The following is a 13905-nucleotide window of genomic DNA, read 5'->3' on the forward strand; positions in this document are numbered from 1 at the left end:
ACATGGGTATTCGAGTCGGAGTCGTCGGCGCGACCGGGCAGGTCGGCGCCGTCATGCGCAAGCTGCTGGAGGAGCGCGACTTCCCGGCCGACGAGGTGCGGTTCTTCGCGTCCGCGCGCTCGGCGGGCAAGAAGCTGCCGTGGCGCGGCGGCGAGATCGTGGTCGAGGACACCGAGACCGCCGACCCGTCCGGCCTGGACATCGCGCTGTTCTCCGCGGGCGCCACCATGTCCCGCGTGCAGGCACCGCGGTTCGCGGCGGCGGGCGTCACCGTCATCGACAACTCGTCGGCATGGCGCAAGGACCCCGAGGTTCCGCTGGTGGTCAGCGAGGTCAACCCGGAGGCGACCCGCAACCTGGTCAAGGGCATCATCGCCAACCCGAACTGCACCACCATGGCCGCGATGCCGGTGCTCAAGCCGCTGCACGACGAGGCGGGCCTGACCAGGCTCGTCGTCTCCAGCTACCAGGCGGTCTCCGGTTCCGGCCTGGCCGGTGTGGACGAGCTGGCCTCGCAGGTGCGCGCGGTGATCGACGACGCCGAGAAGCTGGTGCACGACGGCAGCGCCGTGGCGTTCCCCGCGCCGAACAAGTACGTCGCGCCGATCGCCTTCGACGTGATCCCGCTGGCCGGTTCGCTGGTCGACGACGAGTCCGGCGAGACCGACGAGGATCAGAAGCTGCGCAACGAGAGCCGCAAGATCCTCGGCCTCCCCGAGCTGCTGGTGAGCGGCACCTGCGTGCGGGTTCCGGTCTTCACCGGGCACTCGTTGTCCATCAACGCCGAGTTCGCCGACCCGCTGTCGGTGGCGCGGGCCAAGGAGCTGCTCGCCGACGCGCCCGGTGTGAAGCTGGTCGACGTGCCGACACCGTTGCAGGCCGCGGGCGCCGACGAGTCGCTGGTCGGCCGCATCCGCCAGGATCCCGGTGCGCCGGACGGTCGCGGTCTCGCGCTGTTCGTCTCCGGTGACAACCTGCGCAAGGGCGCGGCGCTGAACACCATCCAGATCGCCGAGGTGCTGCTCAGCGACCGCTGAGTTCGCTCGTCGAACCGGGCCGTCCGATCCGCCGCAGGATCGGGTCGGCCCGGTCGTCGTATCCGGGGCTGGCACAATCCCTCCGGTAGGCGAGTTCGGCGTGGAGAGGTGTGGCCGGTGGGTTCATATGTCGCCGTGCACATCGCGGACTGGCCGCGGCTGGCGCGGACGGTGACCGAGCGGGCGCCGCGCCGGTTCGCCGACCTGGACTGGCCCGACGAAGACCATCGCCAGCGGTACCCGATCGGCCTGCGCTGGCTGGACAGCGCCGAGCACTGGATCGCCGAATACCGTTTCCACGCCTACAGCTCCGCCGCGCTGCATTCGGAATTCGAAGCCGTCTGGCGCGAAGCCCGCCTCTTCGTGCCGTGGGACGCGCCGACCGAAACGGCCGAGCTGATCGCCGACACCGACCTGTTCCTACGCGGCCTCTACGGCGCCGAGCTGCCCGTCGAACCCGCCGCCCACCACCCGTGGCGTCCGCACAGCGACACCATCCAGCCCACCACGTGGCTCGCGCACTCTCCGGCGCACTTGGCCACCCTCGCCAACCTCTGGGGCCGCATCGCTCCCCGACTCTCCGACCTACGGCCCCACCTGGAACGCGAAACCGGCAGCCGCCACCGCATCACCAACCCCGCCACTTTCGAACGCCTCCTCCGCGACTGGGGCGAGGTGGTGCACGAAGCCGACACGCGACGCTGGGGCATGCTCGTCGACATGTGGTGAGACCACCCGTGCCGCGCGAGGTACGGACGGTCTGTGGTCGGTCAGCGGATGCCGGGAGTGCGGGGATCGTGCCCGAGGCAGACGACGATGAAGCAACCGGGGGGGATATCCGCGAACGGAGGCGCGAGCTGGTAGTTCAAGCAGGAGAAGACATTGCAGCCCGGATACGCGGCCGGGCCGATGCCGAAGACCGCGAGCAGCAGGTCGGCGTCGACGAGGCGGCGCGGATCCAGGCGGATCGGCGGCTCGACGTACGGGCCGGGATCGGGGACGGGATTCTCGGGCATGGCGGCGAAGAGCATGCGGAAGAACTCGTACGGCAGTTCGTCGGTGTTCTGCAAGATGCCGGAAACGCCCTTGCTGCTGACGTTGCCGAAGACGCCGGTCCACATCACCATCAGATCGAGCGAGGGCAGCACGAAGACGTTCTGCAAACCCAGCCCGGCCATCATGTACATGTCGGATGGCATGAACGCGGGCGATTCCGCGCAGTCGGGGCCGAGCCAGAAGAGGTAGCCGTAGCACGGGTTCGGCTGTGACGGCGTCAGCGCCATCCGGAGATACTCTTGGGACACGAGTTGTGCTGTGCCCCAACGTCCTTCGTTGCTCACCAGCAGGCCCAGCTTGGCGAGGTCGTTCGGCGGGATCATCAGATGCGCGTAGCCGTAGGTGTTTCCGGCGCGGTCCTTGGCCCAGTAGTAATCGGTGCGGAGGATGCCGAGCGGGTCGAACAGCTCGCGCTGCGCGAACTGCTGGAACGGCTCGCCGATGGCCAGTTCGATGACGAACGTCAGCAGATCGACGTTGCGCTGGCTGTAGCTGAAGACGGTGCCCGGCGGATTGTCCAGCGGCACAGCGAGCGCCTGCACCGCGCTGTGTGGATCGATGGGGACGACTCCGGTGATGCCCTCGGTGAGCACGCCCACCGTCATGCCCGACGTCTCGGTGAGCAGGTCCTCGACCCGGATGGCTCGGTGCGCGGAATCGCCGAGCCCCGGGGGCAGGTACCTGTCGACCGGGGCGTTCAGGTCGAGCAGGCCACGATCCCACGCGATGCCCGCGAGCAGCGAGACCACACTCTTGGTCACACTCCAGACGTTCCACGCCACGTTGTCGGACTTCGCGTTCTTCAGCCCTTCGCCGATCAGGCAGTTGTGTCGAAAGACCTGGATGTTGAAGCGGTTTCGGCCACTGGCGAACTCCAATGCGGCGTCGAGCAGTTCGGCGTCGAACCCGGCTTGCTCCGGAGTCGCGCGTTGCGGCTCCCGACCGGAGCTGACCTCGCAGCGAACCTGTTTCGTGGTAGCGGCCGGAGCCGCCTGGGCCGTCGCGCCCGCAAGGCATCCCGCGACCAGCGAAACCGCCGCGATTCCGGCGAGGAATCCACAGAAACGCCCCATGGGCAAGAGGCTAGCGCGCCGGACCTTCGCATACGGGCCAACAGGCGGCGGCGCGCGGCACGAAAATCGCGGCGGCTCAGCGTGCCCGGCGCGGCACCGCGTAGAGCGCCGCGCCGAGTGCCAAGACGGCGAGTCCGACGAGCACCGACGCCGTCGGCAGCGCGGCCGCGACGACCACGCAGCCGAGCGCTCCCACCACCGGAATCCACCGCGCGGGGCGGTCCTCCGCCGCGGTCAGCGTCCCCGCCGAGACATTGGCGACGAGGTAGTAGACCAGCACGGTGAACGACGAGAACCCAATGGCCGCACGCAGATCGAAGCCCGCCGCGACAACGGCGACCACCGCGCCGACGACCAGCTCAGCCCGGTGTGGCACCCCGAAGCGGGGATGCACCGCGGCGAGGGCGTGCGGAAGATGGCGGTCGCGCGCCATGGCGAGCGTCGTGCGCGAGACGCCGAGAATCAGCGCGAGCAGTGAGCCCGCCGCCGCGACCACCGCGCCGATCCGCACCACCGGCGCCAGCGCGGGGGCGCCCGCTTCCGAAACCACTCGCGCCAAGGGGTCGGTCGCGTCCGCCAAGCCGGACGAGCCGAGCACCGCGAGTGCGGCGGCCGCGACAACGGCGTAGACCGCGAGCGCGACGACCAGCGCGATCATGATGGCGCGCGGAATGGTGCGGCGCGGCTCGCGCACCTCCTCGCCGAGGGTGGCGATTCGGGCGTAACCGGCGAACGCGAAGAAGAGCAGCCCGGCCGCCTCCAGCACGCCGCGTGGACCGATCCGGTCCGGCAGCGCCGTGGCGGCGGTGTGCGTGCCCGCCAGTCCGATCACCGCCACCATCGCGAGCACCGCGAGCACGATCGCGACGATGACGCGGGTGGCCAGCGCGGACTTCTGCACGCCGGTGTAGTTGATCGCGGTGATGGCGAGCACCGTCGCGACGGCGACCGCCTCGGCCTGCTCGGGCCACGCGTAGTGGCCGACGGTGAGCGCCATCGCGGCGCACGAGGCCGTCTTGCCCGCAACGAATGCCCACCCGGCCAGGTATCCCCAGAACGGGCCGAGCCGTTCCCGGCCGTAGACGTACGTGCCGCCGGATACCGGGTAGCGCGCCGCGAGTCGCGCCGAGGACGTCGCGTTGCAGTACGCGAGCAACGCGGCGATGGCCAGCGCGAGCAGCAGCCAGGAGCCCGCGGCCGCCGCGGCGGGTGCGAGCGCGGCGAAGATCCCGGCGCCGATCATCGCGCCGAGACCGATCAGCACCGAGTCGGCCAATCCCAGCCGTCGGTGCAGCGCCGCGTCGCCTGAGGTCATGGCAGCATCTTGGACCATTTCGGTGAACGCGTCTCACCGACTTCGCGGCGGCGAGCGGTTCATCGATGGACTGTGCCGGGCAGCGCCGATATGCGAAACGCCGCCAGGTCGGGGGGTAACCTGGCGGCGCCGCGGCGAGTAGCGGGACGCCACGCCAGCATCCCGACTCGGGTGTCGACGTCCCACAAGCGCCTCTCGGCGAGTGGTCGCTCGAAGCGACGAAGGGTGCGGCCCGGGGCTGTCCGGACGCCGACGGTGAGCTACAACCGGCGCCCGGCGGCAACTATTCCAGTGCCCAAATGTGTTGTGCGTCACGCTCGGTGCGGGGCGGGACGTGACTCGAGGACGCGAGGTTTCCGGGCGGTGACCGATTAGGATCAGCGGGGTATTCATGTGCTCGAACGGGGGAACCGCCGTGACCGATGATCCGGTGCTGGTCGAAATGCTTGCCGCGCTGGACCGAAGCCCCGATGTGCTCGCGCTGCGATTGCGGGTCATCGAACTGCTCGCCGAGCGCGACCGCCACGCCGAGGCGCTCGCGCAGTGCGGCGCCGCGCTGACCCAGGAGCCAGGCAACGCACGGGCCGTGGAGCTGCTGCAACAGTGCACCGCGGCGCTCGCGGGTGGCGCGGCTGCCACGCCGCACGCGCCCAGCGCGCCTGGTTCCGATGTCACGGCGTCGAGCACGGCAGCGTCGGCTGATTTCAATGCCGCTGCGCCCGATGGAGTTCCGAATGCGCTCGCCGACTCGTCACGCGATGGGCAAGTTCCGGACGTCGAACCCGCCGCGCCGTCGAACCCCGAATCGGTCGCGGACTACGACTGGGACGCCGCCGAGGACCAGGTTTCCGACATCATCGCCCCGGCCTTCATCGATCCCGGGCCAGCGGAATACGCCGCGTCCACCGACGCCGGGTTGTTCTCCCGCAGCCGGGTGACGCTCGCCGACGTCGGCGGCATGGACGAGGTCAAGCGCCAGCTCGACCTCACCCTGCTCGGTCCGCTGCGAAACCCGGAGCTGGCCAAGGCATTCGGCACGTCCGCGCGCGGCGGCCTGCTGCTGTACGGCCCGCCCGGCTGCGGCAAGACCTTCATCGCCTCGGCGGTGGCGGGCGAGCTCGGCGCGAACTTCTATCCGATCGAGATCGCCGACATCCTCGACATCTACACCGGTTCCAGCGAACGCAACCTGCACAGCGTCTTCGAGGTGGCGCGGCGCAACGCGCCGTGCGTGCTCTTCCTGGACGAGGTGGACGCGCTCGGCCACAAGCGCAGCCAGATGTCGGGCAACTCGGCCATGCGCACCGTGGTGAATCAGCTGCTGAACGAGATGGATTCGGCCACCGTCGACAACGAGGGCGTCTACATCCTCGGCGCGACCAACCACCCGTGGGACATCGATGTCGCGCTGCGCAGGCCGGGCCGCTTCGACCGGATGATCCTGGTCGCGCTGCCGGATCCCGCCGCGCGCAAGGCGATTCTGCACTACCACCTGCGCGAGCGTCCGGTGGCGGGCATCGATCTCGGCGCGATCGCCGCGCGCACCGAAGGGTTCTCCGGCGCCGACCTCGCGCACGTGTGCACCTCGGCCACCCAGCTGGCGATGGCGGAATCGATCCGCACTGGCGCCGTCCGCCCGATCGGCATGGCCGACCTGGAGGCCGCGATGGCCCAGATCAAGCCGAGTGCGGGCGCGTGGTTCGAATCGGCGCGCAACGTGGTGGAATTCGCCAACGGCGACGGCAGCTACGACGAGCTCGCGATGTACATGAAGCGGATGAAGATGCGCTGAAAAGCTCTGCGGCATGACTAGTTTCGCCCACGAGGAGGTCGCGCGGGCCAAGGTGCTCATCGACCTCGGCCGGATCGAGGCGGCGCAGGCGAAGCTCGGCGCGGTGCTGGCGGGCGAACCCGACAACGCCGACGCGCTGATGTTGATGGGCTACGCCTGGTTCCGCACCGGCGAGTACGAGAAGTCCATCGGCTACAGCGCCGCCGCGCTGGCCGCGTTCCCCGACTACCAGTCCGCGCTGCGGGTGCTGGCGCTGGCCGAACAGGAACTGGCGCACCTGACCGAGCACGACCCGGCGGAACGGCAGCGGCACTACGATCGCGCGCTCGCCGCGGCCACCCGCAGCGCGGAACTCGACCCGGAGTACGTCGAGAACCTGCGCCTGCTCGCGGGGGTCCAGTCGGTGACGGACCCGGCCGCGGCGCTGGCGACCATCGACCGCGCGATCCAGATCGACCCCGACCACGCCGACCTGCACCGCGTCCGCGGTTCCATCCTGCGGCGCGGCGGCTCCTCCGCCGCGGACGCGGAAGCGGCGCTGCGCGAAGCGCTTCGGCTGCAACCCGAGCACGTCGACGCCACCCAGGAACTCGCGCTGCTCGACCTGGACCGCGGCGATTGGGAAGCGGGGGAGCGGGGTCTGCGCCTTGTCGCCCAGTGGGATCCGAGCCGCGCCGATTTCGTGCGCGCCACTCTCGCTGCGGTGGACGAACAGGCCGAATCGCTGGTTCGGCCGGAGTCTGCGTCCCCGTACATGCCCGCGCCGCCCGAGGTGCGGTACCTGCCGGAGACGCCGCGTTCGAACTGGCGGATCTGGGTGTCGCTGGTGTTCGGCGCCTTTCTGGTGCTGCGGCTGATCTTCGCCGCGGCGGGCTCCAACCCCGAGACGGAACCCTCGCGCCGGTCGCCGACGCATCAGGTGCCGACAGACCGTTTCCCGGGACACATTCCCACGCCTTATTTTCCGCCTACCCCGCGACCGTGGCCGTCGGGCTTCCCGCCGACCCTGCATCCGTGGCCATCGGGCTTCCCCCGGCCCGGTCTCACGCCGCCACGACCGCCTGTTCAGCCGCCGCCGAGGACGGTCCCGCTCCGCGTGCCCTGAGCCGACGGATCGCGCTGCGTCAGGAAGCCGGAGCTCCGACCGGCGCGAACAACGCCCTGAGCACCGCGGCGACCTGGGCGACCGCGCGCTCGACCGGGCCCAGCGGCTGGAAGAGGTGGCTGAGGGTGAGCCGGATGACGATCTCCGTGCGCGTCGTGAGTTCGTCCTCGGACAGGTCGGCCAGCTCGTATCGCGCCCGCACTGCCGCGCCGACCGCGTCGAGCGCCCGGCCGAGAATCGGCTCGGGGTCGGTCATCAGCGTCGGCAGCAGCTCGGTGTTGGCGGTGGAGCGCCCGGAAAGCACCGCCTTCAGCAGTGCGTTGTCGGAACCGGTGCGCAGCGTGAAGTCGACCGCGGCGGTCAGCCCCGCGGTCACGTCCGTCGGGTGCTCGGCGAGGCTGTCGGCGATACCGACCAGGAAGGTCTCCAGCTCCTGCTGGAGGACGAGGTCGGCGAGGTCCTGCTTGGTGCCGATCTCCTTGTAGAGCACCGGGCGGCTGACGCCGACCTCCTTGGCCACCCGCGACATGTTCACCGCGCCCCACCCCTCGGTGCAGACCAGCTCGCGCGCGGTCTCGATGACCCGCTCGCGCAGCAGCAACCGCATCTGGGACTGAAATCTCGGCGCTTCGGGCACGCCGTCCATCGTACACAGCACCCTAATTTGTCTGTTCTATTGACACTAGACGCCAAAGTGTATTCCAATTGGACACAGAGGCGCTATATGTAAAGTGCTCCACACCACACAAGATCGCCCGCGCCGACTCCGGCTTTTCCGGGCAAGCGCGAGTTCTACGAGGAGACGAAGAATGACGACATCGCGATCGGAAGCGCAGGCACCGGCGCTGGAATGGCAGGATCGCAAGCGATATCTGTGGCTGTTCGGCCTGGTCGCGCCCACCGCCGTGTTTCTCGCGGCCTGGCTGGTCTGGATGTTCAACCAATTCGGGTTGCAGCCGGTGGCGCCGGTGTGGTGGTGGATCGGCCCGCTGCTCGTCTATGTGCTGCTGCCGCTCCTGGACCGCTTCTTCGGCCCCGACGGGCAGAACCCGCCCGACGAGGTGATGGAGCAGCTGGAGAACGACAAGTACTACCGGTACTGCACCTACGCCTACATCCCGCTGCAACTGCTGAGCCTGGTGTTCGCCTGCTACCTGTGGACGGCGACCGACCTGTCCTGGCTCGGTATCGACGGTGGACTCGGCCTGATCTCCAAGATCGGCCTCGCGCTGAGCATCGGCACGATGGGCGGCGTCGGCATCAACACCGCGCACGAACTGGGCCACAAGAAGGACGAGCTCGAGCGCTGGCTGTCCAAGATCACCCTGGCCCAGACCTGGTACGGCCACTTCTACATCGAGCACAACCGTGGCCATCACGTGCGCGTCGCGACCCCCGAGGACCCGGCCAGCGCCCGTTTCGGCGAGACGTTCTGGGCCTTCCTGCCGCGCAGCGTGTGGGGCAGCTTGCGCTCGTCTTGGGAGTTGGAGAAAGCGCGTCTGGCGCGAATGGGCAAGAGCCCGTGGACGATTCACAACGACGTGCTCAACGCCTGGCTGATGTCGGCGGTGCTGTGGGGCGCGCTGGTCGCGGTGTTCGGCCCGATCGTGCTGCCGTTCCTGATCATTCAGGCCGTCTACGGCTTCTCGCTGCTGGAGACCGTGAACTACCTGGAGCACTACGGCCTGCTGCGGCGGCGGACGCCGGGCGGTCGCTACGAGCGCTGCACCCCGGAGCACAGCTGGAACTCCGACCACATCGTCACCAACATCTTCCTGTACCACCTCCAGCGCCACAGCGACCACCACGCCAACCCGACCCGGCGCTACCAGACCCTGCGCAGCATGGACGGCGCCCCGAACCTGCCGAGCGGCTACGCCAGCATGATCACCCTGGCCTACCTGCCGCCGCTGTGGCGCAAGGTGATGGACGACCGGGTGCTCGCGCACTACGGCGGCGACATCACCCGGGTGAACATCCAGCCGAGCAAGCGCGACCGCGTGCTGGCGAAGTACGGGGTGCGGTGATGGCCGTCTACCGCTGCCCGATCTGCGAGTACGCCTACGACGAGAGCGCGGGCGCGCCCCGCGAGGGCTTTCCGCCGGGAACGTCGTGGTCCGCGGTGCCGGAGGACTGGTGCTGCCCCGACTGCGGCGTCCGGGAAAAGCCCGACTTCGAAAACCTGTCCCTCACAACCGGAGACTTGCGATGAACACCGATTACAAACTCTTCCAGTGCGTCCAGTGCGGCTTCGAATACGACGAGGCGCTCGGCTGGCCCGAAGACGGCATCGAGCCCGGTACCCGCTGGGACGACATTCCCGACGACTGGTCCTGCCCCGACTGCGGCGCGGCCAAAGCGGATTTCGAGATGGTCGAGGTCAGTCGCGCATGACCGAACAGATCGTGATCGTCGGCGCGGGCGTCGCCGGAGCAACGGCGGCCAAGACCCTGCGCGCCGAAGGGTTTTCGGGTCGCATCGTCCTGGTCGGCGCCGAGGACTCCCTGCCGTACCGGCGTCCCATGGTCTCGAAGGAACTGCTCGCGGGCACCGCGGTCGAGCGGAGGACGTTGCTCGAGTCGCCGGAATCCTGGCGGGACAAGGACATCGAGCTGCGCACCGGCGTCACGGTCGAAACCATCGACACCGAGAACGGACGGGTGGCATTGTCCGGCGGCGAAACGCTCGGCTACGACCGCTTGCTGCTGGCGACCGGCGCCCGCGCCCGCACCCTGCCCGCGCCGCAGCGCAACGTGCGCACCTTGCGCGGCGCCGCCGACATCGAACCGCTGCGCGCGGCGATCGACGCGGGTAGATCGCTGCTGATCGTCGGCGGCGGTCTGATCGGCTGCGAGGTCGCGGCGACGGCGCGTTCGCTCGGCGCCGAGGTGACCGTGGTGCACGCCGGTTCGGCCCCGCTCGACCGCGTCGCCCCGCCCTCGGTGGGCTCGTTCTATCGAAAACTGCACGCGGACAACGGCGTCGCGATCCTGGACGACGTGCGGCTGACGCGCGTCGAGGGTCACGAGAGCGGCGTGACGGCGACAGCGCACGACGGCCGCGAGTGGACGGCGGGTGTGGCGCTCGTCGCCATCGGCTCGGTCCCCGACACGGCTCTCGCGGAGGTGGCGGGGCTGTCGGTCGACGACGGCATCCTCGTCGACGAGCACTACCGCACCTCCGCGCCGGGAATCTACGCCGCGGGTGACGCGGCCAGGCGCTTCGACCCAGAACTCGGTGCTCACGAACGCACCGAACACTGGAACAGCGCGCTGGCGCAGGGCGCGGCCGCCGCGAGAGCAATGCTCGGCAAACCCGCTGTCCGCCAGGATGTCTCGTGGGGCTGGTCCACCCAGTACGGTCTGAACCTTCAGTTCGCCGGACGTCTGCGGCACGACGACGACTTCGTGCTGCGCGGCACGCTCGCCGAGCCGAACTTCACCGTCCTCGCGCTGCGCCATCGCCGCCTGGTCGGCGCGGTCGCCATCGCCCGTCCCTCGGACATCCGTGCCGCCCGCGAGCTGATCGGCCACGGTGCGGTCCTCGACCCGGTCGAGTGCTCCGACGTATCGGTGGACCTCACCGAACTCCTCGCCCGGCACCGCGCGGAGCGGCGCTGATCCTTCGACAAAATTGGAATAGATCATTTTCTTGACTCATTCCAGAAAAGCATCCATGATGGGTTCATGCACACCAACCACACCGACCCTCGCGCCTTGCTGCGAGCGGCAGGCCTGCGGGTAACCGCCCCGCGGGTCGCGGTGCTGGACGCGGTCGCGGCCCGGCCGCATTCGGACGCCGACCGGGTGGCTGCCACGGTCCGGGAGGCCCTGGGCTCGGTGTCCACACAGGCCGTCTACGACGTGCTGAACGCCTGTGTGCGCGCCGGAATCCTGCGGCGGATCGAACCGGCGGGCTCGCCCGCGCGGTACGAGACCCGGATCGGCGACAACCACCATCACCTGGTGTGCCGGAGCTGCGGCACCGTCGTCGACGTCGACTGCGCCGTTGGCAGTGCCGCGTGCCTGCGACCGCTGAACGATCACGGTTTCGTCGTCGACGAGGCCGAGGTCGTGTTCTGGGGCTTGTGCCCGACCTGCGGCTCGCGGGAGCGGCAGCCCGACGCGGCGGACTGAGCTCCGCCCACCATGTCAGCCCGGGCCCGCCCATCCCCCGGGACAATGCTCATCTGCGAAGGAGGCTTCGAATGACCAAGCCGACAACCACGAACACCGGAATCCCGGTGGAGAGCGACAACGAATCGCTCACCGCCGGCGCGCAGGGACCGATCCTGCTGCACGACCACTACCTGATCGAGAAGCTCGCCCAGTTCAACAGGGAACGGGTGCCGGAGCGGATCGTGCACGCCAAGGGCTCGGGCGCCTACGGCGAGCTGGTCGTCACCAACGACGTCAGCGCCTACACCAAGGCCAAGCTGTTCCAGCCCGGCGCGCGCACCGAGTCACTGGCCCGGTTCTCCACCGTCGCGGGCGAGCAGGGCAGTCCCGACACCTGGCGCGACCCGCGCGGTTTCGCGGTGAAGTTCTACACCGAGGACGGCAACTACGACCTCGTCGGCAACAACACCCCGATCTTCTTCATCAAGGACCCGATAAAGTTCCCGGACTTCATCCGCTCGCAGAAGCGTTTGCCGGGCAACGGACTTCGCGATCACAATATGCAGTGGGACTTCTGGACCCTGCGTCCGGAGACCGCGCACCAGGTCACCTGGCTGATGGGTGACCGCGGCATCCCGAAGACCTACCGGCACATGAACGGCTACGGTTCGCACACCTACCAGTGGATCAACGCCGCCGGTGAACGCTTCTGGGTGAAGTACCACTTCAAGACCGATCAGGGCATCGAATTCCTGACCCAGGCCGAGGCCGACCGGCTCGCGGGCGCGGACGCCGATTACCACCGCAAGGATCTGTGGGAGGCGATCGAGCGCGGCGAATTCCCGAGCTGGACCGTGTACGTGCAGGTCATGCCGGTGGCCGAGGCCGAGGGCTACCGCTTCAACCCGTTCGACCTGACCAAGGTGTGGTCGCACAAGGACTACCCGCTGATCGAGGTCGGCAAGTGGACGTTGAACCGGAACCCGGGCAACTACTTCGTCGACATCGAGCAGGCCGCGTTCGAGCCGTCGAATGTCGTTCCCGGCATCGGCTTCTCGCCGGACAAGATGCTGCTCGGCCGGGTGTTCGCCTACGCGGACGCGCACCGCTACCGCATCGGAACCAACTACGCGCAGCTACCGCCGAACCGGGCGCGCGCGGCCGAGGTGAACTCCTACTCCAAGGAGGGCGCCATGCGCTACGACTACAACGACGCGAGTGTGCCGGTGTACGCGCCGAATTCGTTCGGCGGCCCGCACGCCGATCCGGAACGGGCGGGAGACGCCGGTATCTGGGACTTCGATCCGGCCATCCTGCGCGCCGGATACGTCCAGCACGCGGAGGACGGCGATTTCACCCAGGCGGGCACCCTCGTCCGCGAGGTGTACAACGACGAGCAGCGTGATCGATTGGTGGACAACATCGTTGGTCACGTTCTCGGCGGTGTCCGCGAGCCCGTGCTTTCCCGGGTGTTCGAGTACTGGAGGAACGTCGACGCGGATCTCGGCAAGCGCGTCGAGGAGGGCGTGCGCGCCGGTCTGAACGGCAACGGCTCCACCCCGCCGCCCGCGCAGGGCTGACCCGCAAGCGGCAAAGGTGCGCGCCGGCTACCGGTGCGCACCTTTCTCGTTCTACCGCAGCGATTCTCGGGCCGATCACGCTCGTACGCGGAGCGCGGGATCCAGGCCGTCGAGAATCATCTCGATCTGCTTGACGAAAGTATCGGCGGGCATCCGCACCTCGGCGGCGTCCAGCCGAGACACGTAGCGTTTGTGCATCCGCGGGTACGGCCGGGACGCGGCCTCGCCCGCCGCCAGCATCTTCTCCAGCCAGTCCGCGGTGTCGAGCCCGCTGCGCCGAATCACCGCCAGTGAAGCGGCTTCCGCGGCGGTGACCCCGATGACGTAGCCGAACAGCACGTTCATCGCGTCGTCGGCTTGCTCCTCGTCGAACCCGGCGGACTCGAGCACCGTGAGCATGCCCTCGTTGGAGCGCATCATGTTCGGCCCCAGGTACAGGGTGCCGATCTCGCCGAAGACCGTCGCCAGCCACGGCTGGCGCAGGATCAGCCCGCGCAATTCCGTCGCGAACTCCCGCATGGCCGCGCGCCAGCCGCCGGGGTGCGCCGGATCGGGAACGGTCAGCTCGCCGATGACCTTGTCGGCGGCCAGCTCGACGATCTCGTCCTTGTTGGCGACGTGGGTGTAGAGCGAGGTGGCCCCCGCGTTCAGTTTCGCGCCGAGCTTGCGCATGCTCAGCGCCTCGGTGCCCTCGCTGGCCAGCAGCTCGATCGCCGCGTCGACTATCTGCGCGCGGGTCAGCGCGGGCTGCTCGCGCTTGCGCCGCTGCGGTCGTGTCCATACGGACTGGATGTCCCCGTCGTCGGCTTCCACCTGCGTTCCTCCTCGG

General features: G+C 69.0%; 14 protein-coding genes. 10 read left to right on the forward strand and 4 right to left on the reverse strand.

Annotation, left to right across the window (positions count from 1 at the left end; all coding sequences use genetic code 11):
* The first annotated feature begins 2 nt into the window (after positions 1-2).
* Together T333_RS04500 and T333_RS04505 are read left to right on the forward strand one after the other, a co-directional pair.
* Complete coding sequence (locus T333_RS04500; RefSeq protein ID WP_496423733.1) at positions 3-1037, forward strand: aspartate-semialdehyde dehydrogenase; 1035 nt, start codon at positions 3-5, stop codon at positions 1035-1037.
* A gap of 117 nt (positions 1038-1154) precedes the next feature.
* Entirely contained in the window at positions 1155-1766 is a 612-nt protein-coding gene (locus T333_RS04505) for a hypothetical protein (protein ID WP_496423734.1), read from the forward strand.
* A 41-nt stretch (positions 1767-1807) separates the two neighbouring features.
* Here T333_RS04505 and T333_RS04510 read toward each other — a convergent pair whose 3' ends face one another.
* Complete coding sequence (locus tag T333_RS04510; RefSeq protein ID WP_496423735.1) at positions 1808-3166, reverse strand: serine hydrolase domain-containing protein; 1359 nt, start codon at positions 3164-3166, stop codon at positions 1808-1810.
* A gap of 76 nt (positions 3167-3242) precedes the next feature.
* Positions 3243-4481 (reverse strand): APC family permease, encoded by a 1239-nt coding sequence (locus tag T333_RS04515; protein ID WP_496423736.1) that lies wholly within the window; start codon positions 4479-4481, stop codon positions 3243-3245.
* A gap of 415 nt (positions 4482-4896) precedes the next feature.
* On the opposite strand from T333_RS04515, the gene T333_RS04520 reads away from it, so the two are divergent.
* Both T333_RS04520 and T333_RS04525 read left to right on the forward strand, forming a co-directional pair.
* Entirely contained in the window at positions 4897-6273 is a 1377-nt protein-coding gene (locus T333_RS04520; protein ID WP_496423737.1) for an AAA family ATPase, read from the forward strand.
* 13 nt (positions 6274-6286) lie between these two features.
* Entirely contained in the window at positions 6287-7378 is a 1092-nt protein-coding gene (locus tag T333_RS04525; RefSeq protein ID WP_496423738.1) for a tetratricopeptide repeat protein, read from the forward strand.
* Positions 7379-7397: 19 nt separating this feature from the next.
* On the opposite strand, the gene T333_RS04530 is transcribed toward T333_RS04525, so the two are convergent.
* Positions 7398-8015 carry a TetR/AcrR family transcriptional regulator gene (locus T333_RS04530; RefSeq protein ID WP_496423739.1) on the reverse strand — a complete coding sequence of 206 codons (618 nt, stop codon included), beginning with the start codon at positions 8013-8015 and terminating at the stop codon, positions 7398-7400.
* 172 nt (positions 8016-8187) lie between these two features.
* On the opposite strand from T333_RS04530, the gene T333_RS04535 reads away from it, so the two are divergent.
* The 6 genes from T333_RS04535 to T333_RS04560 all read left to right on the forward strand — a co-directional run bounded on the left by T333_RS04535 (position 8188) and on the right by T333_RS04560 (position 13076).
* Positions 8188-9405, forward strand: coding sequence for an alkane 1-monooxygenase (locus T333_RS04535; protein WP_357255731.1), 1218 nt, complete (start codon positions 8188-8190; stop codon positions 9403-9405).
* Positions 9405-9590: a rubredoxin gene (locus T333_RS04540; protein WP_354998001.1), complete on the forward strand. Its 186-nt coding sequence runs from the start codon at positions 9405-9407 to the stop codon at positions 9588-9590. Before T333_RS04535 ends, T333_RS04540 begins: the two co-directional genes overlap by 1 nt.
* The gene (locus T333_RS04545) at positions 9587-9772 is read left to right on the forward strand and encodes a rubredoxin (protein ID WP_097247683.1); all 186 of its coding nucleotides are present in this window, start codon (positions 9587-9589) and stop codon (positions 9770-9772) included. Before T333_RS04540 ends, T333_RS04545 begins: the two co-directional genes overlap by 4 nt.
* A complete protein-coding gene (locus T333_RS04550; RefSeq protein WP_496423740.1) occupies positions 9769-10998 on the forward strand; it encodes an NAD(P)/FAD-dependent oxidoreductase in 1230 nt (409 codons plus the stop codon). Before T333_RS04545 ends, T333_RS04550 begins: the two co-directional genes overlap by 4 nt.
* A 66-nt stretch (positions 10999-11064) precedes the next feature.
* Positions 11065-11514: a Fur family transcriptional regulator gene (locus T333_RS04555; RefSeq protein ID WP_496423741.1), complete on the forward strand. Its 450-nt coding sequence runs from the start codon at positions 11065-11067 to the stop codon at positions 11512-11514.
* Between the two features lie 71 nt (positions 11515-11585).
* Complete coding sequence (locus tag T333_RS04560) at positions 11586-13076, forward strand: catalase (RefSeq protein WP_496423742.1); 1491 nt, start codon at positions 11586-11588, stop codon at positions 13074-13076.
* A 75-nt stretch (positions 13077-13151) separates the two neighbouring features.
* On the opposite strand, the gene T333_RS04565 is transcribed toward T333_RS04560, so the two are convergent.
* Entirely contained in the window at positions 13152-13889 is a 738-nt protein-coding gene (locus T333_RS04565; RefSeq protein ID WP_496423743.1) for a TetR/AcrR family transcriptional regulator, read from the reverse strand.
* Between the last annotated feature and the right edge of the window lie 16 nt (positions 13890-13905).

It is taken from the genome of Nocardia sp. CNS-044, from assembly GCF_059570515.1.